Origin of the sequence: Pseudorhodoferax aquiterrae (genome assembly GCF_014652235.1) — a bacterium.
Lineage (GTDB): Bacteria > Pseudomonadota > Gammaproteobacteria > Burkholderiales > Burkholderiaceae_C > Pseudorhodoferax > Pseudorhodoferax aquiterrae.
The window spans coordinates 1-25,578 of sequence record NZ_BMYK01000037.1; the positions used below are offsets into that span (position 1 = coordinate 1).

The following is a 25,578-nucleotide window of genomic DNA, read 5'->3' on the forward strand; positions in this document are numbered from 1 at the left end:
AGTGCTAGCTTTTCGTACCGTCACTTATTGCACTGAAAACGAGGAGACCCCCCCATGGGCGCAACTCCCCGCAGCGCGCGCCGTACGGCCTGTACGCCGAGCAGCTCTCCGGCACGGCGTTCACCGCGCCGCGCCACGCCAACCGCCGCGCCTGGCTCTACCGCATCCGGCCTTCGACGCTGCACCATCCTTTCGCCCTCGTGGATGCGGGACGGTGGACGAGCCGGGCCGGCGACGGCCCCGTGACGCCCAACCAGCTGCGCTGGGACCCGCTTCCTATGCCCGAGCGGCCGACGGACTTCATCGAGGGCATGACGACGATGGCGTGCAACGCGTCCTGCGCGGTCCACCTCTATGCCGCCAACCGGTCGATGGAGACGCGGTTCCTGTACGACGCCGACGCGGAGCTGCTCCTCGTGCCCCAGGCTGGTCGCCTCGAGCTGGCAACGGAAATGGGCCGTCTGCAGCTCGAGCCCCAGGAGATCGCCGTGATCCCCCGGGGCGTGCGCTTCCAGGTGCGGCTGCTGGACGCCCAGGCGCGGGGCTACGTGTGCGAGAACTTCGGCGCCGCCCTCAAGCTGCCGGACCTCGGTGTCATCGGCTCCAACGGGCTGGCGAATCCCCGGGACTTCTGCACGCCGGTCGCGGCCTACGAAGACCGCGAAGGCGACTTCGAGCTGGTCGCGCGCTTCCAGGGAAACCTGTGGAGCGCGCGCATCGGCCACAGCCCGCTCGACGTGGTCGCCTGGCATGGCAACCACGCGCCCTACAAGTACGACCTGCGGCGGTTCAACACCATCGGCTCGATCAGCTACGACCATCCCGATCCGTCCATCTTCCTGGTGCTGCAGTCCGTCAGCGACACCCCGGGCGTCGACACCATCGACTTCGTGGTGTTCCCGCCGCGCATCCTCGTGGCCCAGAACACGTTCCGGCCGCCCTGGTACCACCGTAACGTCGCGAGCGAGTTCATGGGGCTGATCCACGGGGCCTACGACGCCAAGGCCGAGGGCTTCGTGCCCGGCGGCGCGTCCCTGCACAACTGCATGAGCGCGCACGGACCGGATGCCGACACCTTCGCCAAGGCCAGTGCCGCTGACACCTCCCGGCCGGACTACCTCACCGAGACGATGGCCTTCATGTTCGAGTCGTGCGACGTCTTCAGGCCGACGACGTTCGCCCTGGAGACCGCCCAGCTGCAGGAGGACTATTTCCGCTGCTGGCAGAACCTCGGGAAGCACTTCGATCCGGCGCGGCCATGACGCGGGTGAACGAAACCCACGCGCCGGACCTGCGCAGCTGGGTCGGGTCCGCGAACGAGGACACGACGGATTTCCCGATCCAGAATTTGCCCTTCGGCGTCTTCCGCCGGCGCGGCTCCTCCGGGCCGTTTGGGGGCGGCGTGGCCATCGGGGACCAGATCCTCGACCTGGCCGCCGCGGCCGCCAGCGGCGCACTCGCCGGCGATGCGCGGGATGCCGCGGTGGCCGCCTCGCGCAAGCGCCTCAACGACTTCATGGCCATGGGGCCCGCCGCGTGGTCGGCGCTGCGCCTGGCGCTCTCGCGCGCGCTGCGCACGGGAGCCACGGAGCGCGGCAGGTTGGAGGGATGCCTTCTTGCCCAGCGCTCGGCCGAATACGCCCTGCCCGCGGCCATCGGCGACTACACCGACTTCTACATCGGCATCCACCATGCCACCGCCGTCGGCCGGTTGTTCCGGCCGGACGCACCGCTGCTTCCGAACTACAAATGGGTTCCCATCGGGTACCACGGCCGCAGTTCCTCCGTGGTCGTCAGCGGCGAACCGATCTACCGCCCGCTCGGCCAGAGCAGGGCCGAGGCCGGCGACCCGGAATTCGGTCCGAGCAGGCGCCTGGACTACGAACTGGAGCTCGGTTTCCTGGTGGGCCCGGGCAACCGGCGCGGCGAGCCCATTGCCATCGGCAGCGCCGAGAGCCACCTGTTCGGGGTCGCGCTGTTCAACGATTGGTCGGCGCGCGACATCCAGCCCTGGGAGTACCAGCCGCTGGGGCCCTTCCTGTCCAAGAACTTCGGCAGCACGCTCGCCCCGTGGGTCGTGACATTTGAGGCGCTGGCGCCGTTCCGGGCCGCTTGTCCGCGTGCGCCCGGCGACCCCGAGCCATTGCCCTATCTGAATTCCGAACGGAACCGGGCCAGCGGCTCGGTCGATGTGCAGCTCGAGGTGCTGCTCCAGACCGAGGCGATGGCCCGGTCGGGCCTGCTGCCAGCGCGCCTGTCGCGCTCGAGCTTCGTGGAGGCCGCCTACTGGACCCCCGCCCAGCTCGTGGCCCACCACACGGTCGGCGGCTGCAACCTCGCGCCTGGCGACCTGCTCGGATCGGGCACGCTGTCCGGGCCACATCCAGAACAGGCCGGCTCGCTCCTCGAGCGGACTGCCGGTGGACGGCAGGCCATCGCCCTGCCCTCGGGCGAGCACAGAACCTTCCTGGAGGACGGCGACACCGTCATCCTGCGCGCCTGGTGCGAACGCAGCGGAGCGCGACGCATCGGCTTCGGCGCATGCGCCAGCACCATCCACGCGCCGAAGCGCGCACCCTAGCCTCGCCGCGCGCTGCCCTGCACTGCCAAGCTGGCACCCGGGCGCGTCCTGCAATTCAGCGGCGAGGCAGGTTGGGACACTCGCTGACCGGCGTCGTGTGCCCGGCCGCCAGGCGCTGCGCGCATGCCGGCGCGTGGTCGCAGAACGTGCACCGGACTTCCGCCGCCCGGGTCGCCGGCAGGTCGTCCTGGGTCCTTGCCGCCTGCACCTGACGCCGGGCGGTGAACTTCCGCAGTTCCAGCGCGCCGGGATGCCGGAGCCTCCACCACTCGGGTTGCAGGTTCAGCCACAGCAGCGTGGCCGCACCGCCAAGAAGCGTCAAAATCACGAGAATCCCCAGAAGCTTGTCCATGATCGTTCCTTTCTGCCATCGTCGGCGGATGCAGGCTGGGCGGCCCTGCAGGTTCTGCCGTCTCCGCAGGCGCAGGCGATTTTTTGTTAGTCGCCTAACTATTAATCTAGGCCTGCCGCGGCCGGCCGTCAACCGCCGCGGGCGGCGTCCTGGACGAATGTTGATCTCGCGCAAACCCGGACGCACCCGCGCCGCCCTCCGACGCGGGGGATCCGCGGGTACGGCCGGAAGCGATCCACCGCTGCGGCCCTCCTCTCCCGCCGGCGGATGTCGTGCGCCGCAGACCCATCCGCGCCCCGAGGCACATGCAGGTACGGCCGGGGCACATGGCCGGTCGCTCCACGCGCGGCGGCGCGGCCGCCAATGCGCAGCGGCGCTGGGATCCGAGCCGTCCCGGCCGCGTACTCAGCGCAGCATGCGTCCGTTGTGCGTCATCACCAGGATGTCGGCCACGTCGATGCCGCTGGCGATCTTTCCCTCGGTCGGCGCGGAGAAGGAGACGCCGCCGAGGGACACCCCCTGCATCGCGCGCAGGGTGGCCTGGAGCGCGGGGCGCGTCAGCCCGGGTGCGCGCCGCAGGCCTTCCAGCAGCACCTGCGCGTTGATGTAGCCTTCGAACGAACTGAGGGACAGCCGGTCGTAGTTCCGGGCCTTCATCGCTGCCTGGTATTCGCGCGCCAGGGGAAGCAGCGTCGCATAGGGGTTCGGCACGACGCTGGAGAAGGCCGTGCCAACCGCATCGGCGCCCACTTGCTCCCACACCGAGCGCTCATCGACCGTGGAAAGGCAGACCATCTGCGCCCACAGTTTCGTCGCCACCTTGGCGCGGATGGCGGCGATCCCGGTCGCGGTCACGCCACCGACCACTACTACGTCGGCGCCGCTGCGCTCGATGCTCCGCGCCTGCTCGGTGTAGTCGGTGGCGTCCCGCGCATAGGGCACGGCGGCGACGAGCGGCAGTCCCTGCGCCTTCAGCACCGACTCGAACTGCGCGCGGAACGCCGTGCCCGAGTTGTCGGTCGCGTGCAGCACGGCGAAGCGGCTCCGGCCAATGGTGGGAAACAACGCGGCGATCGCGCGGGTCTCCGCGTCGAACGTCGCTCGCACATGGGTGACGATCTCGGTCCCCGGGCGGCGGAATGCATCGTTTCCGTGCAGCACGCCGACGATCGGCACGCCCGCGCGGGTCGCCGCCGGAATGGCGGCGCCGATGATCGGGCCGCCGAACAAAGAGGTCACCGCGACGACGGATTCCCTTGCCGCCAGCGACCCGATGGCCTCGACGGTCTTCTCGGCCTGGTACCCGTTGTCGATGGCCAGGAGCTTGACGGGCTGCCCCCGGATCCCTCCAGCGCGGTTCGCCTGTTCGAGCGCTCCGTCCACGCCCTGCCTGATCATCTCGGCCTGGCGCGCCTGTCCTCCCTGCAAAGGAAGCAGCATCGCGATCTGGATCTCGCGCGCCGCCGCCCGCGCTCGGAACGGCAATCCGACGGCCGCCGCTGCGAGCACCCCTCCGATGCACGAAAAGGTGCGGCGCCGCGCTCGGTCGGTACCCGTAGGTTCAGTGTTCATTGTCTGCCTCTCTCCATCATTGGTGCGCGCGATCGGTGCCGCAGCCCCACGCCGGCCGGTCGCGCTGACTTTTTGCGAGGCGACTCTAAACACTTTGTCGCGCGCTTGATAGATTGAGTCTCAGTCAATGTGAGTCCGCCGCGCGGGTGCGACTTCCGCACGGACAGAGGCCTGCATCGCCGGGCGGGGTACTGCCCGCATGCGTCCTGCATCTCGCCGAGGGCGGCTGCGCCGCACCGGGCCATATGCGCCGAAAGGCCGTGGCCTGCAAGGCTGTCACCACGGACGGCCCGGCGGGCATCGGACACGCCGAGCCGGGCCGACCGGGCCTTCACGCCGGCCGGAGGACTTCGGAGACCGTCAGCCGCACCAGGTCCAGCGTGGTCTTCTGGACCTGCGTGGCGGGGCGTTGCAGGCTGGTCGCCAGGGACAGCGCTATGCGCAGCGGCGGCGCACCGATGACCTGGGCGCTGTAGGCAGAAGGAACAGGCGAATTGAGCAGCGCGTTGCGCGGCAGCACCGCGTACCCGGCCCCGTCGGCCACCATGTCCAGGATGGCGGCGACCCCGTCGATCTCCAGCGCGATCTCGGGCCGGCAGCCGATGAGCGCCATCTCGGCTTCCACGTGCATGCGGATCGCGTTGGGGCGCGAGGGAATGACCAGCGGCAGCCGCGCGAGCTCGGCGAGCGCGATGGGGCCGGGCGGCGGGTCCTCGGCCAGCCCGCGCGGGCGGGCGCGCACGAGCAGCAGATCCTCGTCCATGAGGTGCGACACATCCACATCGCGCACCGGCTGGCCGTTGTAGAGCACGACGATGTCCAGGCGACCGCTGACCAGTCCTCTCAGGAGTTCGCTCGAAAGCCCTTCGCTGATCGAGAGCCGAGCCTCCGGCAATTCCTTGCGGAAGGCGCGCATGAGCGGCACCGCCATCGCGCGCGCCACGCTGCTGGGCAGCCCGATGGCGACGGCGCCCGAGACGCCGCCGCGCAGGCGCTCCATGTCCTCCCGCGCCCGGGCCATCTGGTGCAGGATGCCCCGCCCATGGTCGACCAGCAACCGGCCCGCCTCCGTGGGCGTGACGCCGCGGCCATTGCGCACCAGCAGGTTCTGGCGCAGCTCCACCTCCAGCAGGCGCACCTGCCGGCTCAGGGCCGACTGGGCCATGCCGAGGGCCGCCGCGGCATGGGTGAAGCTGCCCATTTCGGCGACCCGCACAAAGTACTCGAGCTGCTTCAGATCCATCGACAAATGAGATATCTGGTAGACCAATCCGCCACTTCTTGTATAGCTGGAATTGCAGCAGAATACCCCAAAATACTTAGCCACCAAACAATCCTATGAATGCTCCGCTTCGTGGAATCTCCTCCATGGCCACCCGCCAGGTGTTGGCCGAGCTGCTGGCCGCCTACGAGCAGCAGACCGGCCAGCGCGCAGCCATCGAGGCCGTGGGCGGCGTGGACGCGGCCAAGCGGGTGCAGGCCGGCGAGGCTTTCGACGTGGTGGTGCTTGCCTCTGACGCCATCGACAAGCTCATCGCGGCCGGCGCCGTCGTGGCCGGCAGCAGGACCGACTGGGTGCGCTCCGGCGTGGCCGTGGCGGTGCGCGCGGGCGCGCCGCTGCCCGACATCGGCTCGGAAGACGCAGTGCGCAGTGCCGTGCTGGCCGCGCGCAGCATCAGCTATTCCACCGGCCCGAGCGGCGTGGCGCTGGCGAAACTGTTCGAGCGCTGGGGCATTGCCGACCAGGTGGCCGGCCGCATGGTGCAGGCCCCGCCCGGCGTGCCCGTGGGCTCCCTGGTGGCACGTGGCGATGTGGAGCTCGGCTTCCAGCAACTGAGCGAGCTGCTGCACGTGGAGGGCATCACCATCGTGGGCCCGCTGCCGCCTGCGATCCAGATCACCACCATTTTTTCATCGGGCGTCGCTGCCTCCAGCCAGCAGCCCGAGGCCGCCAAGGCGCTGCTCGACTTCTTCGCATCGCCAGCGGCGGCCGAAGCCAAGCAACGCCAGGGCATGGACCCTGCCTGAACCCGAACACCAAGATCCAAGGAGCACAACGCAATGAGCCTCATCATCGACTGCCATGGCCACTACACCACGGCACCCAAGGCGCTGGAGAACTGGCGCAACCAGCAGATCGCCGGCATCAAGGACCCGGCCGCCATGCCCAAGGTCGCCGATTTGCAGATCAGCGACGACGAGCTGCGCGAGTCCATCGAGACCAACCAGCTGCGCCTGATGAAGGAGCGCGGCAGCGACATCACGCTGTTCTCGCCGCGCGCCAGTTTCATGGCCCACCACATCGGCGACTTCAATGTCTCCAGCACCTGGGCGGCCATCTGCAACGAGCTGTGCCACCGCGTCTCCACCCTGTTCCCCGACAACTTCGTGCCCGTGGCCATGCTGCCGCAAAGCCCCGGGGTGGACCCCGCGACCTGCATCCCCGAGCTGGAGAAGTGCGTCAAGGAATACGGCGCGGTGGGCATCAACCTCAACCCCGACCCCTCGGGCGGCCACTGGACCAGCCCGCCGCTGACCGACCGCCACTGGTACCCCATCTACGAGAAGATGGTGGAGTACGACCTGCCCGCCATGATCCACGTGAGCACCAGCTGCAACGCGTGCTTCCACACCACGGGCGCGCACTACCTGAACGCCGACACCACGGCCTTCATGCAGTGCATCCAGGGCGACCTGTTCAAGGACTTCCCCACGCTCAAGTTCCTGATCCCGCACGGCGGCGGTGCCGTGCCCTACCACTGGGGCCGTTTCCGCGGCCTGGCGCAGGAGATGAAGAAGCCCCTGCTCGAAGACCACCTGCTGAACAACATCTTCTTCGACACCTGCGTGTACCACCAGCCGGGCATCGACCTGCTGAACACCGTGATCCCGGTGAAGAACGTGCTGTTCGCCTCCGAAATGATCGGCGCGGTGCGCGGCATCGACCCCACCACCGGCCACTACTACGACGACACCAAGCGCTACATCGAAGCGTCGAAGATCCTGAGCGGCGACGACAAGCACCAGATCTACGAAGGCAATGTGCGCCGCGTGTTCTCCCGACTCGATTCACGACTGAAGGCAAAGGGGCTCTGACATGTACGAATTAGGCGTTGTCTACCGCAACATCACCCGCGCCGATCGCGCAGCCGCTGACGGCCTGGCTGCCCTCGGCTCGGCTACCGTGCACGAGGCCATGGGCCGCGTGGGCCTGCTCAAGCCCTACATGCGCCCCATCTACGGCGGCCAGCAGGTCAGCGGCACAGCCGTCACCGTGCTGCTGCAGCCCGGCGACAACTGGATGATGCACGTGGCGGCCGAGCAGATCCAGCCCGGCGACGTGGTGGTGGCGGCCGTCACCTCCGAATGCACCGATGGCTATTTCGGCGACCTGCTGGCCACCTCGTTCCAGGCGCGCGGTGCGCGGGCGCTCATCATCGACGCCGGCGTGCGCGACGTGAAGACCCTGCAGGAGATGAATTTCCCCGTGTGGAGCCGCGCCATTTCCAGCAAGGGCACGATCAAGGCCACGCTGGGCTCGGTCAACATCCCGGTGGTGTGCGCCGGCATGTGGGTCACGCCGGGCGACGTGATCGTGGCCGACGACGATGGCGTGGTCTGCGTGCCCGCCGCGCGCGCCGCCGAGACGCTCGAGGCCGCGCGCAAGCGCGAGAGCTTCGAGGGCGAGAAACGCGCCAAGCTCGCCTCGGGCGTGCTCGGCCTGGATATGTACAACATGCGCCCCGGGCTCGAAAAGGCCGGGCTGCGCTACATCGACTGAGGACCTACGCCATGCCCATCCCCGCATCGGCGCAGGACTGGCACATCGGCCTCGTCGGCTACGGCGAGGTCGGCCGCATTCTCTGCGAGGACCTGCGCGCCCAGGGGCTGCGCGTCTCGGCCTACGACCGCAAGCTCGGCGGTGCGCTACAACGGCCCTTGTTGGAGCACGCGCGGGCCCATGGCGTCGAGTTGCTCGACAGCCACGCCCGGCTCGCGGCCACTGCCGACTTCGTGATCAGCGCCGTCACCGCCAGCCAGACGCTGGACGTGGCCCGGGCGTGCGCTCCGCAGGTGCGCAAGGAAGCCTTCTATCTGGACTTCAACTCGGCCTCCCCGGGTGCCAAGCAGGCGGCCGGCGCGCTGATTGATGCGGCCGGTGCCCGGTACGTCGAAGGCGCGGTGATGACCAGCATTCCACCTTACCGCATCAAGGTCCCGCTGCTGCTGGGCGGCGCCTCGGCCAGGGCGCTGGCCGAGGCCATCGCGCCGCTGGGCTTCGTCGCCAAGGTCGTCAGCGACCGGCTGGGCGTGGCCTCGGCCACCAAGATGTGCCGCAGCGTGATGGTCAAGGGCCTGGAGGCGATGGTGATCGAGAGCTTCACGGCCGCGCGGCACTACGGCGTGGAGGACGCGGTCATCGCCTCGCTCCAGGAGACCTTTCCCGGCATCGACTGGGAGAAGCAGGGCGCCTATTTCTTCCAGCGCGTGATCGAGCATGGCCGCCGCCGCAGCGAGGAGATGCACGAGTCCGCGAACACGGTGCGCGAAGCGGGCATGCCCGCCTTCTCCGCGCAGGGCACAGCCGAGCGCCAGGCCTGGATGGCGGACCGCGCGGACGCCGGGTCGTTCGGCGAACGCGGCGCTCCGGGATTCGCGCGCGCCGCCGACTGGCGCGCCGAGGCCGACCGCCTGTTGCAATCTCTCAAGGAACCCACCGCATGAGCACTTTCACGAAAACCCCAGGCTGGCTCGACTGGTACGCCGGACCCAGCAAGCCCCGCTTCCAGGTGCCGCCCGGCAGCGTGGACGCGCACTGCCACGTGTTCGGCCCGGGCGCGGAGTTCCCCTACGCGCCCGAGCGCAAGTACACGCCCTGCGATGCCTCGAAGCACGAGCTGTACGCGCTGCGCGACCACCTGGGCTTTGCCCGCAACGTGGTGGTGCAGGCCACCTGCCACGGCGCCGACAACCGCGCCATGGTCGATGCCTGCCTGTCCAGCGGTGGCAAGGCGCGCGGCGTGGCCACGGTCAAGCGCTCGGTGACCGATGAAGAATTGCAGGCCCTGCACGCCGCCGGTGTGCGCGGCGTGCGCTTCAACTTCGTCAAGCGCCTGGTGGACTTCACGCCCAAGGACGAGCTGCTGGAGATCGCCGGCCGCATCGCCAAGCTCGGCTGGCATGTGGTGATCTACTTCGAGGCGGTGGACCTGCCCGAGCTGTGGGATTTCTTCACGGCCTTGCCTACCACCGTGGTGGTGGACCACATGGGCCGGCCCGACGTGACCAAGCCCATCGATGGGCCCGAGTTCGAGCTGTTCCTGAAGTTCATGCGCCAGCACCCCAACGTGTGGAGCAAGGTCAGTTGCCCCGAGCGCCTGTCGGTCACCGGGCCGAAGGCGCTCAACGGCGAGCAGGCGGCCTACCAGGACGTGGTGCCGTTCGCGCGAAAGGTGGTGGAGGAGTTCCCCGACCGCGTGCTCTGGGGCACCGACTGGCCGCACCCCAACCTCAAGGACCACATGCCCGACGACGGCCTGCTGGTGGACTTCATCCCCCACATCGCGCCCACGGCCGAGCTGCAAAAGAAGCTGCTCGTGGACAACCCCATGCGCCTGTATTGGCCCGAAGAGGCGAAGTAAGGAGAGCGCGCCATGTCCCTCGACAAACCCTACCTCGACGTGCCCGGCACCATCATCTTCGATGCCGAGCAGTCCCGCAAAGGCTACTGGCTCAACCAGTTCTGCATGTCGCTGATGAAGGCAGAGAACCGCGAGCGCTTCAAGGCCGACGAGCGCGCCTACCTCGACGAATGGGCCATGACCGAGGAACAGAAGCAGGCCGTGCTGGCCCGCGACCTCAACTGGTGCATGCGCACGGGCGGCAACATCTACTTCCTGGCCAAGATCGGCGCCACCGACGGCAAGAGCTTCCAGCAGATGGCCGGCAGCATGACCGGCATGACCGAGGAGGAATACCGCAACATGATGGTCGGTGGCGGCCGCTCCCCGGAGGGCAACCGTTTTCTCGGCGAGGACGGCGACGCCCAGCCGCAACACCAACCCCAAGGCAAGGCCGGCCATAAAACCACGGGCAGCAACTGACATGGCCAAGATCACCGCATCCGTCTACACCTCCCACGTGCCCGCCATCGGCGCCGCCATCGATCTGGGCAAGACCCAGGAACCGTACTGGCAGCCGCTGTTCGCGGGCTACGACTTCTCCAAGGAATGGGAAAAGGCCCAGAAGCCCGACGTGGTGTTCCTGGTCTTCAACGACCACGCCACCGCGTTCAGCCTGGACATGATCCCGACCTTCGCCATCGGTACGGCCGCCGAGTACCAGCCCGCCGACGAAGGCTGGGGCCCGCGCCCTGTGCCCGCCGTCCACGGCCATCCGGCGCTGGCGGCGCACATCGCGCAGTCCGTCATCCAGGACGACTTCGACCTCACCATCGTCAACAAGATGGACGTGGACCACGGCCTCACCGTGCCGCTGTCGCTGATGTTCGGTCAGCCCCCCCAGTCCGACTATCGCTGGCCCTGCAAGGTCATCCCGTTCGCCGTCAACGTGGTGCAGTACCCCGTGCCCTCGGGCAACCGCTGCTTCCAGCTGGGCAAGGCGATCCGCAAGGCCATCGAGTCGTTCGACGAAGACCTCAACGTGCAGATCTGGGGCACGGGCGGCATGAGCCACCAGCTGCAGGGCCCGCGCGCCGGCCTCATCAACAAGGACTGGGACAACCGGTTCCTGGACCGCCTCATCGCCGAGCCCGCCGAGCTGGCCAAGGTGCCGCACATCGAATACGTGCGCGAGGCCGGCAGCGAAGGCATCGAGCTGGTGATGTGGCTCATCGCCCGCGGCGCCATGGCCGACGTCGCTGGCGGACCTGCGCCCAAGGTGGTGTACCGCTTCTTCCATGTGCCCGCCAGCAACACCGCGGTGGGCCACCTGATCCTGGAGAATCAGCCCGCCTGAGGCTGGCTGATTTCGAATCAACCCGTAAAGGACCCCCACCATGACCATCAAAGTAGCCCTGGCCGGCGCCGGCGCCTTCGGCATCAAGCACCTGGACGGCATCAAGAACATCGACGGTGTCGAAGTCGTCTCCCTCGTCAGCCGCGACCTGGCCAAGACCCGGGAAGTGGCCGACAAGTATGGCATCCAGCACGTGACCACCAAGCTCGAAGACAGCCTGGCCATCAAGGAAGTGGACGCGGTGATCCTCTGCACCCCCACGCAGATGCATGCCAGCCAGTCCATCGCCTGCCTGGAAGCCGGCAAGCACGTGCAGGTCGAGATCCCGCTGTGCGACGTGCTGGCCGACGGCGAGAAGGTCGCCGCCCTGCAGAAGCAGACCGGCCTCGTCGCCATGTGCGGCCACACCCGCCGCTTCAACCCCAGCCACCAGTACGTGCACAAGAAGATCAAGGCGGGCGAGTTCAATATCCAGCAGATGGATGTGCAGACGTTCTTCTTCCGCCGCACCAACATGAACGCGCTGGGCCAGCCGCGCAGCTGGACCGACCACCTGCTGTGGCACCACGCCGCCCACACCGTGGACCTGTTCGCCTACCAGGCCGGCAGCCCGATCGTGAAGGCCAACGCGATCCAGGGCCCGATTCACAAGGAGCTGGGCATCGCGATGGACATGAGCATCCAGCTGCAGGCAGCCAACGGCGCCATCTGCACGCTCAGCCTCTCGTTCAACAACGACGGCCCGCTGGGCACCTTCTTCCGCTACATCGGCGACACCGCCACCTACATCGCGCGCTACGACGACCTGGTGCAGTCGCACAGCAAGGGCCCCGAGACGCCGGTGGACGTGAGCCAGGTCGACGTGAGCATGAACGGCATCGAGCTGCAGGACCGCGAGTTCTTCGCCGCGATCAAGGAAGGCCGGGAGCCCAATGCCAGCGTGGCACAGGTCCTGCCGTGCTACCAGGTGCTGAACGGCCTGGAACGGCAACTCAACTGAGTCCGCGCCATTTGGCACTGTATCGTTTCCACTGCCTGCACGGCAAGCGCCGCGGGCGTTCTTCCTGGGAGAAGCGCAATGCAGACACGCACCCTCGGCCCATTCGAAGTCAGCGCCATCGGTCTGGGCTGCATGAACCTCTCGCACGCCTACGGCGCGCCCGTCTCCGCCGACACGGGTGAGCGCGTGCTGCTGGCGGCGCTGGATGCCGGCGTGACGCTGTTCGACACGGCGGCGCTGTACGGCTTCGGTGCCAACGAGGAGTTGGTGGGCCGCGTCCTCCGGCCCCATCGCCAGCGCATCACCCTGTGCAGCAAGGGCGGCATGGCCGGCGTGAAGGGCGAGGACGGCGTGACGCGCCGCGTGATCGACGGCCGCCCCGCCACGCTGCGCAGCAACTGCGAGGACAGCCTGCGCCGCCTGGGCACCGACGTGATCGACCTGTACTACCTGCACCGCTGGGACAAGCAGGTGCCCATCGAGGACTCGGTGGGCGAGCTGTCGCGGCTGGTCGCGGCAGGCAAGGTGCGGGCCATCGGCCTGTCGGAGGTCTCCGCCGCCACATTGCACCGCGCGCACGCCGTGCACCCCGTCGCCGCCGTGCAGACCGAGTACTCGCTGTGGACGCGCAACCCGGAGATCGCGGTGCTCGACGCGTGCCGCGAGCTGGGCGCGGCCTTCGTTGCCTTCAGTCCCCTGGCGCGCGGCTTCCTCTGCGGCGAACTCGTGGACGTGGGTGCGCTCCACGAGAAGGACATCCGCCGCGCCATGCCGCGCTTCGCGCCCGAGGCCTACGCGGCCAACCTGAAGCTGCTGGACGGCTACCGCAGGATCGCGCGGGACGCGGGCTGCACCCCGGCACAGCTGGCCCTGGCCTGGCTGCTGCACCAGGGCGGCCACATCGTCCCCATTCCCGGCACCACGAGCGTGGAACACCTGCTGGACGACCTGGGCGCCGCCAACATGCGGCTGCACGCCGCGGTGATCGAGCGGCTGAACGTTCTGATCAACGAACTTACCGTGGTCGGCCAGCGCTACAGCGCGCAGAGCGCGAACGAGGTCGACACCGAAGCCTTCTGAACCGCGAAGGCCCCTGGCGTCCGCGAGCCCGCCTTCGCGGTGTTGCGGGCGCCCTGCTGCCGGTTCCACACGGTGCGAGGGCAGGAATGCCCAGGCGCGAGGTTGTGAGGTTCACCCCGCCCTCCTCCGGCGGTCGGGCCGCGCCCCGGACCGCGTCAGGGTGCTCCGGCGCGGGCCAGCAGGCGGCCGTAGCCTGGAACCCCCGGCAGCGCGCCAAGCTTGCGCATGCAGTACCAGGCCACCGCCGTGTTGCTCGTGACGACGGGCCGTCCCAGGGAACGCTCCAGGGCCTCGATGGTCTCGGCCGTCCGCACGGTGGTGCAACTGAGGACGTATGCGTCCGCCCGCGCATGGGCATGGCGCGTGGCGAACGCATGCCACGCCTGCGGCGCGATGGCCATCATCTCGCGGCCGGTGCGGCAATCCAGGCCGGCGTTGCCGAGGATCTCGAATCCATGCTCGGCGAAGTAAGCCGCCTCCCGGTCATTGACGGCCGCCGTGTACGGGGAGAGCAGCACCACGCGCCGCGCGGGCAGGGCCTGCAGCGCCGCCACCAGGGCCTGCGACGTGGCCACGCAGGGCAGCCCAGTCGCGGACTGGATGCGCGCGAGAATCGACGCCTCCAGCTCGGTGCTGTAGGTCGACACGGCGGTGCAATGGAACACCACGATGTCGACGCCCGCGTCCGCGAGCAGCTCGGCCGCCGGCTCGACATCCCGGGCCATGCCCAGCAGGCTCGCCTCCGAACTGTCCACGAGCTTCAGCCGCGTGACCGCGATGGCGATGTCGGCGGGAAGCATCGCGCGCAGTTGCGGCTCGGCGGCCTGGTTCACGGAGGGCAGCAGCACGCCGATGCGCCCGCCCGATCCGTAGTCGAGTGCTGGGGCGGTCATGCCGATGCGCCCTTCAGTTCAGCTTGAGCCCGAGCTCCTTGATCAGGGGCGCGTACTTGGCGGTCTCCCGCCGGATGGTCTCGTCCATCTCCTCGGGCGTGGTGCCCGCCGTCTCCAGACCGAACACCATGAGCTGGTCCCTGACTTCCTTGCGCTGCACGACCTCCACAACGTCCTTGTGGATCTTGTCGATGATCGCCCGCGGCGTGCCGGCGGGCGCGGACAGTGCATTCCACATCAACAGTTCGTAGCCCTTGAGCCCGGCCTCCGCCAGCGTCGGCACGTCGGGCAAGGCCGCGGAGCGGACCGGACCCGTCGTGGCCAGTGCACGGATCTTCCCGGACTGGATGTGCGGGACATTGGCGGCGATGCCGTCGAAGCTGACCTCGACGTCCCCCGAGAGCATTCCTTTGACGACCTCCGAGGCGCCGCGGTACGGCACCTGGACCAGCTTGATCCCGCTCTGCCGCGTGAACATCTCGCCTGCGAGCTGTGTGGACGTGGTGCTGGAGCCGTAGTTGATGCTGCCGGGCTGGGCCCGGGCGGCAGCCACCAGGTCGGCCACCGCCCTGAAGGGTGTCCGGTCGGTTGCGGTGAGCACCAGGGACTGGCGGGCGACGATCGAGATGGACGCGAAGTCCTTGATCGGATCGTAGGGCAGCCGCGAATACAGCGCCGGGTTCAGCGTGTAGGTCGAATCCAGGGGCATGAACAAGGTGTAGCCGTCGGGCGCGGCCCGGGCGGCCTCCTGCGCCGCGATCAGCGTGTTGGCCCCGCCCTTGTTGTCGACGACGACGGGCTGGCGCCACTTTTCGGACAGGCGTTGCGCGATCGCTCGGCCCAGCACGTCGGCGGGCCCACCGGCCGGGAAGGGCACGATCAGACGCACCGGCCTGGCGGGGAAGCTGGCCGCGGCCTGCGCCTGCGCAGCGGCGGGGAGGACCGGTAGCAGCAGCATCGGGACGAGCAGCGTGGCGCGCTGCGCCGCGCGGCGCAGCAGATGGAACATGGGCATGGGTGTCTCCTCTTTCTTTTGATCGCAGGGGGTCGGCGGCGCCGGGGCGGGCCGCTCAGAACCCGTACAACTGCTCGGGGTTGCGCACCAGGATCTGGTGGCGCTGTGCTCCGTCGGGCACCCAGGTCAGCATCTGGTCCAGCAGGTCCGTGGTGTTGGGCATCTCGCCCTTGAACGAGACGTGCGGCCAGTCGCTGGCCCATACCAGGCGGTCCGGCCGGGCGGCCAGCAGCGCCTGGACGTAGGGCACCATGTCCTCGTAGGGCGGAGGCAGCGCCGACATCCGGTAGCCGCAGGACAGCTTGACCCAGCACCGCCCCGTGTTCACCAGCCTCAGCAGCGCCTGGAAGCCAGGCTGCCCCACGCCGTCTCCCGGCCTGAGCGAGCCCATGTGGTCGATCACGACGTCGGTGGGCAGTTCGCGCAGGGTGGGCTCCATCTCGGCCAGCGGAGCTCGGCCCTGGTCATCCATGACGTGGAGCTGCACATGCCAACCCAGGCGGGCGATGCGCGCCGCCAGCGCGGGCATCTCGGCCAGCGGGACGGCACCTGCATGGCCGATGTTGTAGCGCACTCCCCGCACGCCGGCTTCGTGCAGGCGGTCCAGTTCGGCATCCTGCACCTCGGCCCGCAGCGCGACGATGACGCGCGCCGGCCGGCCCAGCTCGGCCACCGCCTCCAGGTGCCGCCGGTTGTCGGTGCCATAGCCGCTGGGCTGCACGAGCACCAGGCGCTCGACGCCCAGGGTGTCGTGCAGCGCGCGCAGCCGCGCCGGCAAGGCGTCGGGCACATCGAAGGCGCGCGTCGCGGCCACGGGATAGCGGTCGGCGGGGCCATAGACATGCACATGGCAATCCGCGGTCCCCGGCGGGCAGATCAGCCTGGGCTTGCGGGGAGCGGGATCGGGAGGCTGGCACAGCGGAATCTCCGCGGAAGCTCGCGCGCTCGTTGCAGGCGACGGGCCGCTCATTCGAAGATCCGATCCTCGTGCAGCACCACGGGCACTTCCTTGTTCTTCTCGGAATAGCCATCGAAGGGCTTGCCCTCCAGGTCGATGCGCGCGAGCACGTCGCTGTCGGGGTCGATGTGCGCGCCGATGCGCAGCATGACGAGTTCCTCGCGGTCTTCCTTGGCGTGGAACCAGTAGAAGGTGCCGGCCGGCAGCAGCACGCAATCGTTCCTGCCTGCCTCGCGCGTCTCGCCATTCGGCCCGTGGAACACCGCGCCGCCCTGCAGGATGACGAACACGTGGTCCTCGTTGGAATGCGCGTGGATCTCGTTCTCGCCACCGCTCGCGTAGGTCTTGAGCACCACGTTCATGTAGCGCGACGCGCCGAGGACCTGGTTGGTGCGGCCCTGCTTCGGCAACTGGGTCCGGATGTGGAAGAAGCTGGGCTGGCCCGGCTTGTTCAGGCGCGCCATCTCCGCGCGCCACTCCGCGGCGCTGTTGACGATCGGGGCGAAGCTGTGGCTGGGGCTGTTCGTGGTCATGGTGAATCTCCTTCGTGAATGTCAATCGATCCTGATGCCGGCTTCCGCGATGACGGGACGCCACCTCGCGGCCTCCGAGGCGATGAAGCTGCGCAGCGCCTGCGGCGAGCTGGCGTCGGCCAGCAGCCCGGCGCCCAGGAGCTTCTCCTGCACGTCCTTGGACGCGAGGGCTTGCGTCAGCGCGCGGTTGAGCTCGTCCACCACCGCAGCGGGCGTGCCCTTGGGCGCCAGCAACGCCATCCACACGTCGATGTCGGGCAGCTTGATCCCCACATCGGCCATCGATGGCACGTTGGGCAGCGTGGGGATGGGCTTGGCGCTCAGGCGCGCGAGCGGCCGCAGCGTGCCCTTCTCGAAATGGGGCATGGCGGTCGTGATGCCGTCGATGGTGAACGTGACGTCCTTGGTCAGCAGGCTCTGGGTCGTGCCCGCGCTGCCCTTGTAGGGCACCGAGACCACCTCCTTGCCCAGCGTGCGCTTGAGCAGCTCGCCGGAGAGCTGGGACGTGAAGGTGCCGAAGCCATAGCTCATTGCGGCGGCGCCGGCCTTGGACTGCGCGAGCAGCGCCTGCATGGACTGGGGTCCGGCCTGGTGGGTCATGACCACCAGGGGCGTGGTGGCCACCTTGCCGATCGGCTCGAAATCCTGGACGGGATCGTAGGGCAGCTTGGCGTAGAGGTACTGGTTCATCACCAGCGTGTTGTCGATGGCCATCAGCAGCGTGTAGCCGTCCGGCGCCGCCTTCGCGACGGCATCGGCGCCAATGATGGTGTTGGCGCCCGGCTTGTTGTCCACCACGATCGGCTGGCGCATCAACTCGCCCATACGCTGCCCGACGACGCGGGCCAGCAGGTCGGTGGGACCGCCGGCGGGGAACGGTACGATCATCCGGATCGGCCGGCTGGGATAGTCACGGGAAGCTGGTGCTTGTGCGTGCACCGGAATGGCGGCGCAAATGAGCGACACGGCGAGGGCCGCGGCGACCTGGAAGGTTTTCATGGGGTGTCTCCTGGGCGGTTGTCGATATCCGCGATTCGTTGTCGCGGACGATTTGTTGACCGCTGTCAATTCTGGGGGGCCGGTGCGTGCCCGGCAACGCAGGCTGGCCTATTCGCTGTATCGAAGAAATGAATTCGCCATGCTCCGCGCCTTTCGGAGGTCTCCGCCGTCGTCGGCGGTGGCCGGCCACAAAGGGACGCGTCGCCCTCCAGGGGCATGGGCCAGGCGTTCACGCCACGCGGCGCGCGGGCGACGACCGCCAGCATGGTCACCGCTGGGTGCAGGCACGGTTGCACGAAGCGCAGTTCGTGCTCGACATCAACGCGGACCGGTTCGGCGCTCCGGAGATCCTGGTCCTGCCCTTGCCCGCCGCGCTTGCCTGGCAGCGGGCGAGCGCATCCGCATCGCTGAGCACTAGGCCGAAGCGCAACGTGCAGTCCTGCGCGAGAAGGCGCCCGCCGTCGCTCAAAGCCCGGGCGGCGCGGCCGAACGGCACGCGCCAGCGCATCCGACGGTCCCGGGGATCGGCGGTCCGGGAGAGTCCATGTTCAGTGACTGCACGGACGACGCGACGGGCCCTCGGCCGCGGCGCGCGCTCACCAGGCCACCGCGCGAGCCGATCAAGGCGGCGCCGCCGCTCCGGGGCGCAGCTCCAAGCAGGCTCCTTGTGCCGCCCCCAATGCGCGCCACCTTGGCCACCGCCTCGGGCGCGGGACGGTCGGCCCGACCTCGCGCGGGAGACGATGCCCTTGCCCACCTTCTCGGCGCTTTCCCCGGGCAGGCGCCCGTGCACAAAAAAAGGCGCCGGGTTGCCCCGGCACCAAACCTTGGAGATAACAATGCGGGGATCCCGGCGCCCAGCCACCGCGGCCCATCGCGGGGCCGCAGCGGCGTGCCGCCGGTCGCCATCAAAAGTTGTGACGGACCCCCATGTAGATGTTGCGGGAGCTGCCGCTGGACGAGCCGACCAGCATGGCCGGGGCCTGGGCAGTGCCGGTGCCCAGCACGTACTGCGACCCGTTCTTGTTGCTGATCTGTCCCACGCCGAAGTACAGGCGCGTCCTCTTGGACAGGTCGTAGTCGCCGCCAAGCGAGATCCAGTTCGCGTCCCGGTTGCCCGTCAACGCCGTGTAGTCGGACCGGTCGTTGACGCGGGTGAACTGGGCAACGGCCGTGAACTGTCCGAACGGCACGCGCACGCCGAGGTTGGTCAGCCGGAATTCGCTCGTCGAAGCACCGGGCATGCGGGCGATTGCCCCGGTGCAGGTCGCGCAGGAGTTCTTCTCCACCGTCATGCCCAGGAAGAACTTGGCGAAGCGGGCGTCGTAGGAGCCGCCAACCACCATCGCCGAGACCTTGCCCGCAGCATCGTCCGGCCCCTCCTGCCGCTGGAAGCCCGCATTGAGGTCGAAGCCCCCGGCCTGGTAGCGCGCGGATGCGCCGTACCCGCGTCCGATCGTCGTCGAGTTCTCGCCGAAGGAGTACTGGCCGCGGAACTCGATGCCGCCCCAGCGCGGGGACACGTAGTTGACCGCGTTGTCCTGCCGCGCCGACACCCCCATCGGCAGCACCTGGCGCTGCGTGGTGGGGCTGACGTTTCTGGTGAGCGCGAGCAGCCCGCCGGCGCCTTCCCAGACGAAGGCGTCCACACTGCTCTGGACCATGTAGTACGGAGTGGGAATACGGCCCATCTGCAGCGTGCCGAACCGCGCATCGCTCAGGCCGACCGACGCCTCGCGCCCGAACGCGCGACCGCCTTGGCCGAGCGTGCCGTCGTCGAGGTTGATGCCCATCTCGAGGCGGAAGACGGCGGCAAGCCCTCCTCCCAAGTCCTCCACGCCGCGAAAACCCAGGTTGCTCCCCGCACTTCCGCCCGATACCAGCCGATTGACACTCGAGCCCCCCGATCTCGGCGAGTCCATCCCGGCATCCACCCGCCCATACATGGTCACGCTGCTCTGGGCATTGGCTGCGCCGCAAACGCACAGCAGCGCGGCGCATGCAACCGCATGCTTGGCCATTCCGTTCATAGTTGTCTCCTTCGTTGAACTTGGGGCTTGGCCCCGATTCCTCTTCTTCACATTGCGCCTGGCGTCTCATGGGAAAGCTCCACGCGCAGCCCGCCAAAGACCACATCGTTCGATGACTCGCGGGTTCATCGTGGTTCCTCCGGCTCGTTCAGTATAGATAGACGCCTAATCTTTTTGATAGTCGCCTAATCAAATTTTCCGGATTCAGAACGCCCGGCTGTGGCGGGCGTGCGACGCTTTCACGCCTGACCCGTTGGTGGCCGCGAAACACTGGCAGAGACCATCCCGCACGGCATCGGAACCAACCCGGATTGATTGGATGATCAATGCCTCGCGCCGGACTCCGCAGCATCCCGTCGGGTTCGAATCCCGTTGTCGCCGCAAGGAGCAATGGACGAACGAAGACGGTGCAACGTCGATTCACAACCGATGGGGTGCCTGGCCAGCGAGCCAGTCGCGCGCCGGCCTCTGCCCGCCGTTCACGGGCACGCGGGCACGTCCGCCAGCGGCGTTCTTCCAAGTTCCACGCGCTGCTTATCGGGCCATCGCCGGCCCGCTGCACCGGTGCGCGAGACCGTGGTCACCGTGCAGCGGCACACGGACATGCGGACCGGTTGTCAGGACAGTGCGGCGTCTTCACCAATGCCCGCGAGGCACGATGGAAGCCGAGCGCATTGGCCATGCGGGCGCACAGCGCACCTCCGGGCGCGAGAGCCCTGCGCACCCTGGAGGACAGGATGGCCACCGGGCGGCGCCGGTTGAACCATCGATCAACCTCGGGATGAACCCTAGCTCGCCACGCGGGCTGCCACGCCGCGTTGCTTCTTCATAGGTTGACCGCGCATTCAAGCTTGATGCACATCAACCTTGTTCCTAGGATCGGGATCTTCTTAGGGCACGTGTAGTTGCCTGCAACCGGAGACACCATGAAGAATCCATCAAGCCCCACTCGGCGCTCGCTGCTCGCGGCCGCCGCCATGATCGCCGCAGGCTTCGGCCACTCGGCCATCGCACAAGAGAACTATCCCACCAAGCCGGTCACCCTCATCGTGCCCTTCACTCCCGGCGGGAGCAACGACGTCATCGCCCGCGTGATCGGCCAGCGGCTCAGCCAGATCTGGAACCAGCCGGTCATCGTGGACAACAAGGCAGGCGCGGCCGGAAGCATCGGGACCGACCACGTGGCCAAGGCCCCTGCGGACGGCTACAAGCTGCTGATCACCAACAACAACACCATGTCCATCAATCCGGTGCTGTTGCCGAAGACGCCGTACGCCGTCGCGCGCGATTTCGCCCAGGTCACGCAACTCGGCGCGGTGCCGGTCGTGCTGGTAGCGAACTCGAACGTGAAGGCCACGACCGTGAAGGAACTCGTGGCGCTCGCGAAGGCCACTCCGGGCAAGCTCACTTATGCCTCGTCGGGCTCCGGCAGCCCGCAGCATCTGTCCGCGGAGCTCTTCAAGGCGATGACGGGCACCGACATCACCCACGTCCCCTACAAGGGCGCGGCGCCGGCCATCACCGACATGCTGGCCGGGCAGGTCGATCTGCAGTTCGGTGCCATCAACTCGCTGCTGCCGCACATCCGCACCGGGAAGCTGCGCGCGCTCGCCGTGGGTGGCACCCGGCGCGCCAGCCTGCTGGCCGATGTCCCGACCATGGCCGAGGCCGGCCTGCCCCAGTACGACAGCGAGATCTGGCTCGGCCTGGCGGCCCCCGCGGGGACCCCTGCGGCGGTCATCAAGCGGATCAACGCCGATGTCACCAAGATCCTGAACGAGCCCGAGGTGAAGGAGAAGCTCGCCGAGCAGGGTATCGAGACGCGGCCGAGCACGCCGCAGGAGATGACCAAGCTCGTCGAGAAGGACACCGCGCGGTGGGCGAGCGTCATCAAGAGCGCGGGCATCAAGGCCGATTGAGCGGAGCACCCATTGAATTCGAAGCAAGCCATTCCTTTGCGCCGCGACATTCCCGCAGCGGGCGCCGGCGCCGGCAGCCTGTGGGCCAGCGACGCCATCGCGGAGATGATCCGCGCGCTCGACATCCCCTATGTCCTCCTGAACCCCGGGTCGAGCTTCCGCGGTCTGCACGACAGCCTGGTGAACCACCTCGGCAACATCGACCCGCAGATGCTGGTCGTGCTCCATGAGGAGCATGCCGTCGCGATCGCCCATGGCTACGCGAAGGTCGCCGGAAAGCCGCTGGCGGCGATCGTTCACAGCAACGTGGGCCTGATGCACGCGTCCATGGCGATCTTCAACGCCTGGGTGGACCGCGTGCCCGTGTTGGTCCTGGGCGCGACGGGCCCGGTCGATGCGGCCAAGCGGCGCCCCTGGATCGACTGGATGCACACCGCGCAGGACCAGGGCGCGCTGGTGCGCGACTTCAGCAAGTGGGACGCGCAGCCGGCTTCCGTCGCCGCGTCGTACGAGGCGCTGCTGCGGGCCAAGCAGATCGCGCTGACCGCACCCGCCGGCCCCACCTACGTGTGCTTCGATGTCTCGCTGCAGGAGACGCGCATCGATGCGATCCCGGCGCTGCCGGACGTCAGCCGCTACCAGGTTCCCTCCCCCGCCGTGCCGGGCAGCGATGAGCTGGCCAGAGCCGCAGCGCTGCTGTCCTCCGCGGCCCGCCCGGTCATTCTGATGGGGCGGGTCTCCAGGTCTAGCGAGGGCTGGCGCCAGCGCATCGAGCTGGCCGAGAAGCTGAATGCGCAGGTCCTTACGGACCTGCGCGCCGGCGCATCGTTCCCCACCGACCATCCGCTGCACGCGGCCGTGCCGGGCGTCTTCCTGACCCCGGACGCGGCCGCCACGCTGCGCGCCGCCGACGTCGTGCTGAGCCTGGACTGGTACGACCTGAACGGCACGCTGCAGCAGGCGTGGCGCAACGAGAGCGTCGGCGCCAAGGTGATCCAGGTCTCGCTCGACCACTACAGCCACCGGGGCTGGAGCATGGACCACCAGGGCCTGCCGCCGGTGGACGTGTTCATGCCGGTGGAGCCGGACGTCGCCGTGCCCCTTCTCTGCGCTGCCTGCACCGAGCGCCCTTCGGCCCTCCAGGCCCCGAAGAGCCCGATGGCCATGCCCCCGGTTCCGCAAGACGGGACGATCAGCATCGCGATGGTCGCCGACGCCCTGCGCCGGGCCGCGGGCACGCAGCCCATCACCCTGATCCGTGTGCCACTGGGCTGGAGCGGCGAGATGGGCCACTTCCGCGATCCGCTGGACTACCTGGGCATGGACGGCGGCGCCGGCATCGGCTCCGGGCCGGGCATGGCCGTCGGCGCCGCGCTGGCGCTGCGTGGAACCGACCGACTGCCCGTGCTGATGACCGGCGACGGCGACTACCTGATGGGCATGACAGCACTGTGGACCGCCGCCAATGCTGGCGTTCCCCTGCTTACCATCGTCTGCAACAACCGGTCGTTCTTCAACGACGAGCTGCACCAGGAGCGGGTGGCCCGCGATCGCGACCGCCCGGTGCAGAACCGGTGGATCGGGCAGCGCATCGGAGATCCGGACCCCGATCTGGCCGCGCTCGCGCGCGGGCTCGGGCTGCAGGGCCTCGGACCGACGGACAGCCCGTCGGAGCTCGACGAGGTCCTGGCCCGCGCCGTCGCTGCGGTGCGCGATGGAGCGACCGTCGTCGTCGACGTGCACGTCACGCCGGGCTACAGCGCCGCGATGGCCTCCGGCATGACCCGCTCCCATGAGGACCAGGAAGGAGGCCAGCCATGACAGCGGCCCCCATCGTCCTGCCGGACAGCGGCGACCTGAGCCCCTACGTCCAGCGAGTCCTGCCCCGGTCGAGCGGGCTGTTCTGGGACGGCCGCTGGCATGAAGGAGCGGACCAGGCGATCGCGACCTTCAACCCGTCCACGGGCGAGCGTCTGGCCGACGTGACCTCGGCGGGTTCGGCGGAGGTCGACGCCGCGGTCGCCTCGGCGAAGGCCGCCTTCCCGGCCTGGGCCGAGACCCCGCCCCTGCAGCGCGCGGCGCTGCTGCGGGAGGCCGCGCGCCGCGTGCGGCTGCATTCGCGGGAACTGGCGCTGCTGGACGCCGCCAACTGCGGCAATCCCGTGCGCGCCATGCAGATGGACGCGGAGATCGCGGCCACCCAGCTGGACTATTTCGCGGGGCTGGTGCTCGAGATCAAGGGCGAGACCATCCCGACCGCGAACGGCGCGCTGAACTACACGCTCAGGGAGCCGCTCGGCCCCGTCGCACGGATCTTCCCGTTCAACCACCCGTTCATGTTCGCGGCAGGCAAGATCGCCGCGCCGCTCGCGGCGGGCAACACGGTCATCCTCAAGCCGCCGGAACAGGCGCCGCTGTCGACCATCCGGCTGATGGAGATCCTGGACGGCCTGTTCCCCCCGGGGGTGCTGAACTGCATCGCTGGCGGACGCGAGACGGGTGCCGCGCTGTCCGCGCACCCGGATGTGGCCGCCGTCGCGCTTATCGGAAGCGTCGGCGCCGGCAAGGCCGTGCTGCGGTCCGCCGCGGACACGATGAAGCGCACCTTGCTGGAGCTGGGCGGCAAGAACGCGATGGTCATCTATCCCGACGCGGACCTGCGCAGCGCGGTGGAGGGGGCCGTGCGCGGCATGAACTTCACGTGGTGCGGGCAGTCGTGCGGCTCCACGAGCCGCCTGTACGTGCACCGCTCCCTGCACGATGAATTCATGCAGCGCATGGCCGAGGAACTGGCGCGCAAACACCGGCCCGGCATCGCGACCCACCTGGACACGACGATGGGCGCACTGGCGAGCCGCGCCCAGTACGACCGCGCGCTGCACTACATCCAGGCCGGCATCGACGAGGGCGCCGTGCTCCTGACCGGCGGCCACGCGGCGCGCGATGCGCAGCTGAAGGACGGCCTGTTCATCGAGCCGACCATCTTCACGGGCGTGCGGCCCGACATGCGGATCGCGCGCGAGGAGATCTTCGGCCCCGTGCTCTCGGTGTTTTCCTGGGACGACGAGGACCGGATGCTGGTCGAGGTCAATGGCACGGAGCTCGGACTGACGGCCTCGGTGTGGACCACGAGCCTGAACACCGGCCTGCGCGCCGCCAAGCGGATCCAGTCGGGCTACGTGTGGGTCAACGAGTGTTCGGTGCACATCCCTGGCGCGCCGTTCGGCGGCTACAAGCAGTCCGGCGTCGGCAGGGAGGAGTCCAAGGAGGAACTGCTGGAGTTCACGCAGCTCAAGAACGTCAACGTGAAGCTCGGCTAGAGACCATGGTTGCTCGATAGGTTGCCAAGAGGCTCGTCGTCGGCATCGTGGATTGCGCGCTTTCGTGTACCGGGCAAGATGCGACGCGCTCTCCAGCCACGATCCGTATGAACACAGGTCTTCCTTCGCCTGTCGAGCGACCACCCTGTCCAGCGCCCGGCCCGCCGGAATGCTAAAGGGGCCCGCGCCATGCGGAACGCTGGTTCCGCCGCGCCCATCCACCGTACGGCCTGCCCCCAAGCGCAACTCGCATATCGCCTCGGGAAATCTCTCCTGCGAGTAGCCGGCCAGGTCGCTCCTCGAGCCCATCGACATCTGCGGCATGACGACGCAACACAGCTCCTCGAG

Annotated in this window: 22 protein-coding genes and 1 pseudogene; 14 read left to right on the plus strand and 9 right to left on the minus strand. The window is 68.6% G+C overall.

Annotated elements, in window-relative coordinates:
- Window positions 1-50: 50 nt before the first annotated feature.
- Window positions 51-1,262, plus strand: a pseudogene (gene hmgA / locus IE209_RS30265) (homogentisate 1,2-dioxygenase); the annotation flags it as partial.
- Complete coding sequence (gene fahA / locus IE209_RS30270; RefSeq protein ID WP_017404927.1) at window positions 1,259-2,581, plus strand: fumarylacetoacetase; 1,323 nt, start codon at window positions 1,259-1,261, stop codon at window positions 2,579-2,581. The pseudogene hmgA and the gene fahA, both read left to right, overlap by 4 nt.
- Before the next feature lie 55 nt (window positions 2,582-2,636).
- Here the strand turns inward: fahA and IE209_RS30275 are convergent, their stop codons facing one another.
- The 3 genes from IE209_RS30275 to IE209_RS30285 form a co-directional block, all read right to left on the minus strand.
- Window positions 2,637-2,933 carry a hypothetical protein gene (locus IE209_RS30275; RefSeq protein ID WP_017404926.1) on the minus strand — a complete coding sequence of 99 codons (297 nt, stop codon included), beginning with the start codon at window positions 2,931-2,933 and terminating at the stop codon, window positions 2,637-2,639.
- Between the two features lie 405 nt (window positions 2,934-3,338).
- Complete coding sequence (locus IE209_RS30280) at window positions 3,339-4,505, minus strand: ABC transporter substrate-binding protein (RefSeq protein WP_026062255.1); 1,167 nt, start codon at window positions 4,503-4,505, stop codon at window positions 3,339-3,341.
- Window positions 4,506-4,836: 331 nt separating this feature from the next.
- Entirely contained in the window at window positions 4,837-5,748 is a 912-nt protein-coding gene (locus IE209_RS30285) for a LysR substrate-binding domain-containing protein (RefSeq protein WP_017404924.1), read from the minus strand.
- A gap of 125 nt (window positions 5,749-5,873) precedes the next feature.
- On the opposite strand from IE209_RS30285, the gene IE209_RS30290 reads away from it, so the two are divergent.
- The 9 genes from IE209_RS30290 to IE209_RS30330 all read left to right on the plus strand — a co-directional run bounded on the left by IE209_RS30290 (window position 5,874) and on the right by IE209_RS30330 (window position 13,563).
- Window positions 5,874-6,533: a substrate-binding domain-containing protein gene (locus tag IE209_RS30290; protein ID WP_017404923.1), complete on the plus strand. Its 660-nt coding sequence runs from the start codon at window positions 5,874-5,876 to the stop codon at window positions 6,531-6,533.
- A gap of 33 nt (window positions 6,534-6,566) precedes the next feature.
- Window positions 6,567-7,601, plus strand: a complete 1,035-nt coding sequence (locus IE209_RS30295) for an amidohydrolase family protein (RefSeq protein ID WP_059400368.1) — start codon at window positions 6,567-6,569, stop codon at window positions 7,599-7,601.
- A 1-nt stretch (window position 7,602) separates the two neighbouring features.
- A complete protein-coding gene (ligK, locus tag IE209_RS30300; protein ID WP_059400367.1) occupies window positions 7,603-8,286 on the plus strand; it encodes a 4-carboxy-4-hydroxy-2-oxoadipate aldolase/oxaloacetate decarboxylase in 684 nt (227 codons plus the stop codon).
- Window positions 8,287-8,297: 11 nt separating this feature from the next.
- Window positions 8,298-9,230 carry a DUF1932 domain-containing protein gene (locus tag IE209_RS30305; RefSeq protein ID WP_017407889.1) on the plus strand — a complete coding sequence of 311 codons (933 nt, stop codon included), beginning with the start codon at window positions 8,298-8,300 and terminating at the stop codon, window positions 9,228-9,230.
- Window positions 9,227-10,147 (plus strand): amidohydrolase family protein, encoded by a 921-nt coding sequence (locus IE209_RS30310; protein WP_059400366.1) that lies wholly within the window; start codon window positions 9,227-9,229, stop codon window positions 10,145-10,147. Before IE209_RS30305 ends, IE209_RS30310 begins: the two co-directional genes overlap by 4 nt.
- A 12-nt stretch (window positions 10,148-10,159) precedes the next feature.
- Window positions 10,160-10,609: a protocatechuate 4,5-dioxygenase subunit alpha gene (ligA, locus tag IE209_RS30315; RefSeq protein ID WP_059400365.1), complete on the plus strand. Its 450-nt coding sequence runs from the start codon at window positions 10,160-10,162 to the stop codon at window positions 10,607-10,609.
- A 1-nt stretch (window position 10,610) separates the two neighbouring features.
- On the plus strand, window positions 10,611-11,483 hold the full coding sequence (locus IE209_RS30320) for a class III extradiol dioxygenase subunit beta (protein WP_059400364.1): 873 nt from the start codon (window positions 10,611-10,613) through the stop codon (window positions 11,481-11,483).
- A 40-nt stretch (window positions 11,484-11,523) separates the two neighbouring features.
- The gene (locus IE209_RS30325) at window positions 11,524-12,483 is read left to right on the plus strand and encodes a Gfo/Idh/MocA family oxidoreductase (protein WP_059400363.1); all 960 of its coding nucleotides are present in this window, start codon (window positions 11,524-11,526) and stop codon (window positions 12,481-12,483) included.
- Window positions 12,484-12,561: 78 nt separating this feature from the next.
- The gene (locus tag IE209_RS30330) at window positions 12,562-13,563 is read left to right on the plus strand and encodes an aldo/keto reductase (protein ID WP_017404468.1); all 1,002 of its coding nucleotides are present in this window, start codon (window positions 12,562-12,564) and stop codon (window positions 13,561-13,563) included.
- 155 nt (window positions 13,564-13,718) lie between these two features.
- On the opposite strand, the gene IE209_RS30335 is transcribed toward IE209_RS30330, so the two are convergent.
- The 6 genes from IE209_RS30335 to IE209_RS30360 form a co-directional block, all read right to left on the minus strand.
- Window positions 13,719-14,456, minus strand: a complete 738-nt coding sequence (locus tag IE209_RS30335) for a maleate cis-trans isomerase family protein (RefSeq protein ID WP_017404467.1) — start codon at window positions 14,454-14,456, stop codon at window positions 13,719-13,721.
- Between the two features lie 13 nt (window positions 14,457-14,469).
- A complete protein-coding gene (locus IE209_RS30340) occupies window positions 14,470-15,465 on the minus strand; it encodes a Bug family tripartite tricarboxylate transporter substrate binding protein (RefSeq protein ID WP_189690613.1) in 996 nt (331 codons plus the stop codon).
- Between the two features lie 61 nt (window positions 15,466-15,526).
- On the minus strand, window positions 15,527-16,318 hold the full coding sequence (locus IE209_RS30345) for an amidohydrolase family protein (RefSeq protein WP_017404465.1): 792 nt from the start codon (window positions 16,316-16,318) through the stop codon (window positions 15,527-15,529).
- Window positions 16,319-16,437: 119 nt separating this feature from the next.
- Complete coding sequence (locus IE209_RS30350; protein WP_017404464.1) at window positions 16,438-16,962, minus strand: cupin domain-containing protein; 525 nt, start codon at window positions 16,960-16,962, stop codon at window positions 16,438-16,440.
- Between the two features lie 21 nt (window positions 16,963-16,983).
- Window positions 16,984-17,961 carry a Bug family tripartite tricarboxylate transporter substrate binding protein gene (locus tag IE209_RS30355; RefSeq protein WP_059400362.1) on the minus strand — a complete coding sequence of 326 codons (978 nt, stop codon included), beginning with the start codon at window positions 17,959-17,961 and terminating at the stop codon, window positions 16,984-16,986.
- Window positions 17,962-18,869: 908 nt separating this feature from the next.
- Window positions 18,870-19,991 (minus strand): porin, encoded by a 1,122-nt coding sequence (locus tag IE209_RS30360; RefSeq protein ID WP_026062147.1) that lies wholly within the window; start codon window positions 19,989-19,991, stop codon window positions 18,870-18,872.
- A 926-nt stretch (window positions 19,992-20,917) separates the two neighbouring features.
- Here IE209_RS30360 and IE209_RS30365 point away from each other — a divergent pair.
- From IE209_RS30365 to IE209_RS30375, 3 genes are read left to right on the plus strand one after another with little or no spacing between them, the layout of a single operon-like run.
- Window positions 20,918-21,910: a Bug family tripartite tricarboxylate transporter substrate binding protein gene (locus IE209_RS30365; RefSeq protein ID WP_026062146.1), complete on the plus strand. Its 993-nt coding sequence runs from the start codon at window positions 20,918-20,920 to the stop codon at window positions 21,908-21,910.
- Window positions 21,911-21,922: 12 nt separating this feature from the next.
- Complete coding sequence (locus IE209_RS30370; protein ID WP_059400360.1) at window positions 21,923-23,731, plus strand: thiamine pyrophosphate-binding protein; 1,809 nt, start codon at window positions 21,923-21,925, stop codon at window positions 23,729-23,731.
- Window positions 23,728-25,230, plus strand: coding sequence for an aldehyde dehydrogenase family protein (locus IE209_RS30375; RefSeq protein ID WP_017404458.1), 1,503 nt, complete (start codon window positions 23,728-23,730; stop codon window positions 25,228-25,230). The genes IE209_RS30370 and IE209_RS30375 overlap by 4 nt, the downstream gene beginning before the upstream one ends.
- Window positions 25,231-25,578: the final 348 nt, after the last annotated feature.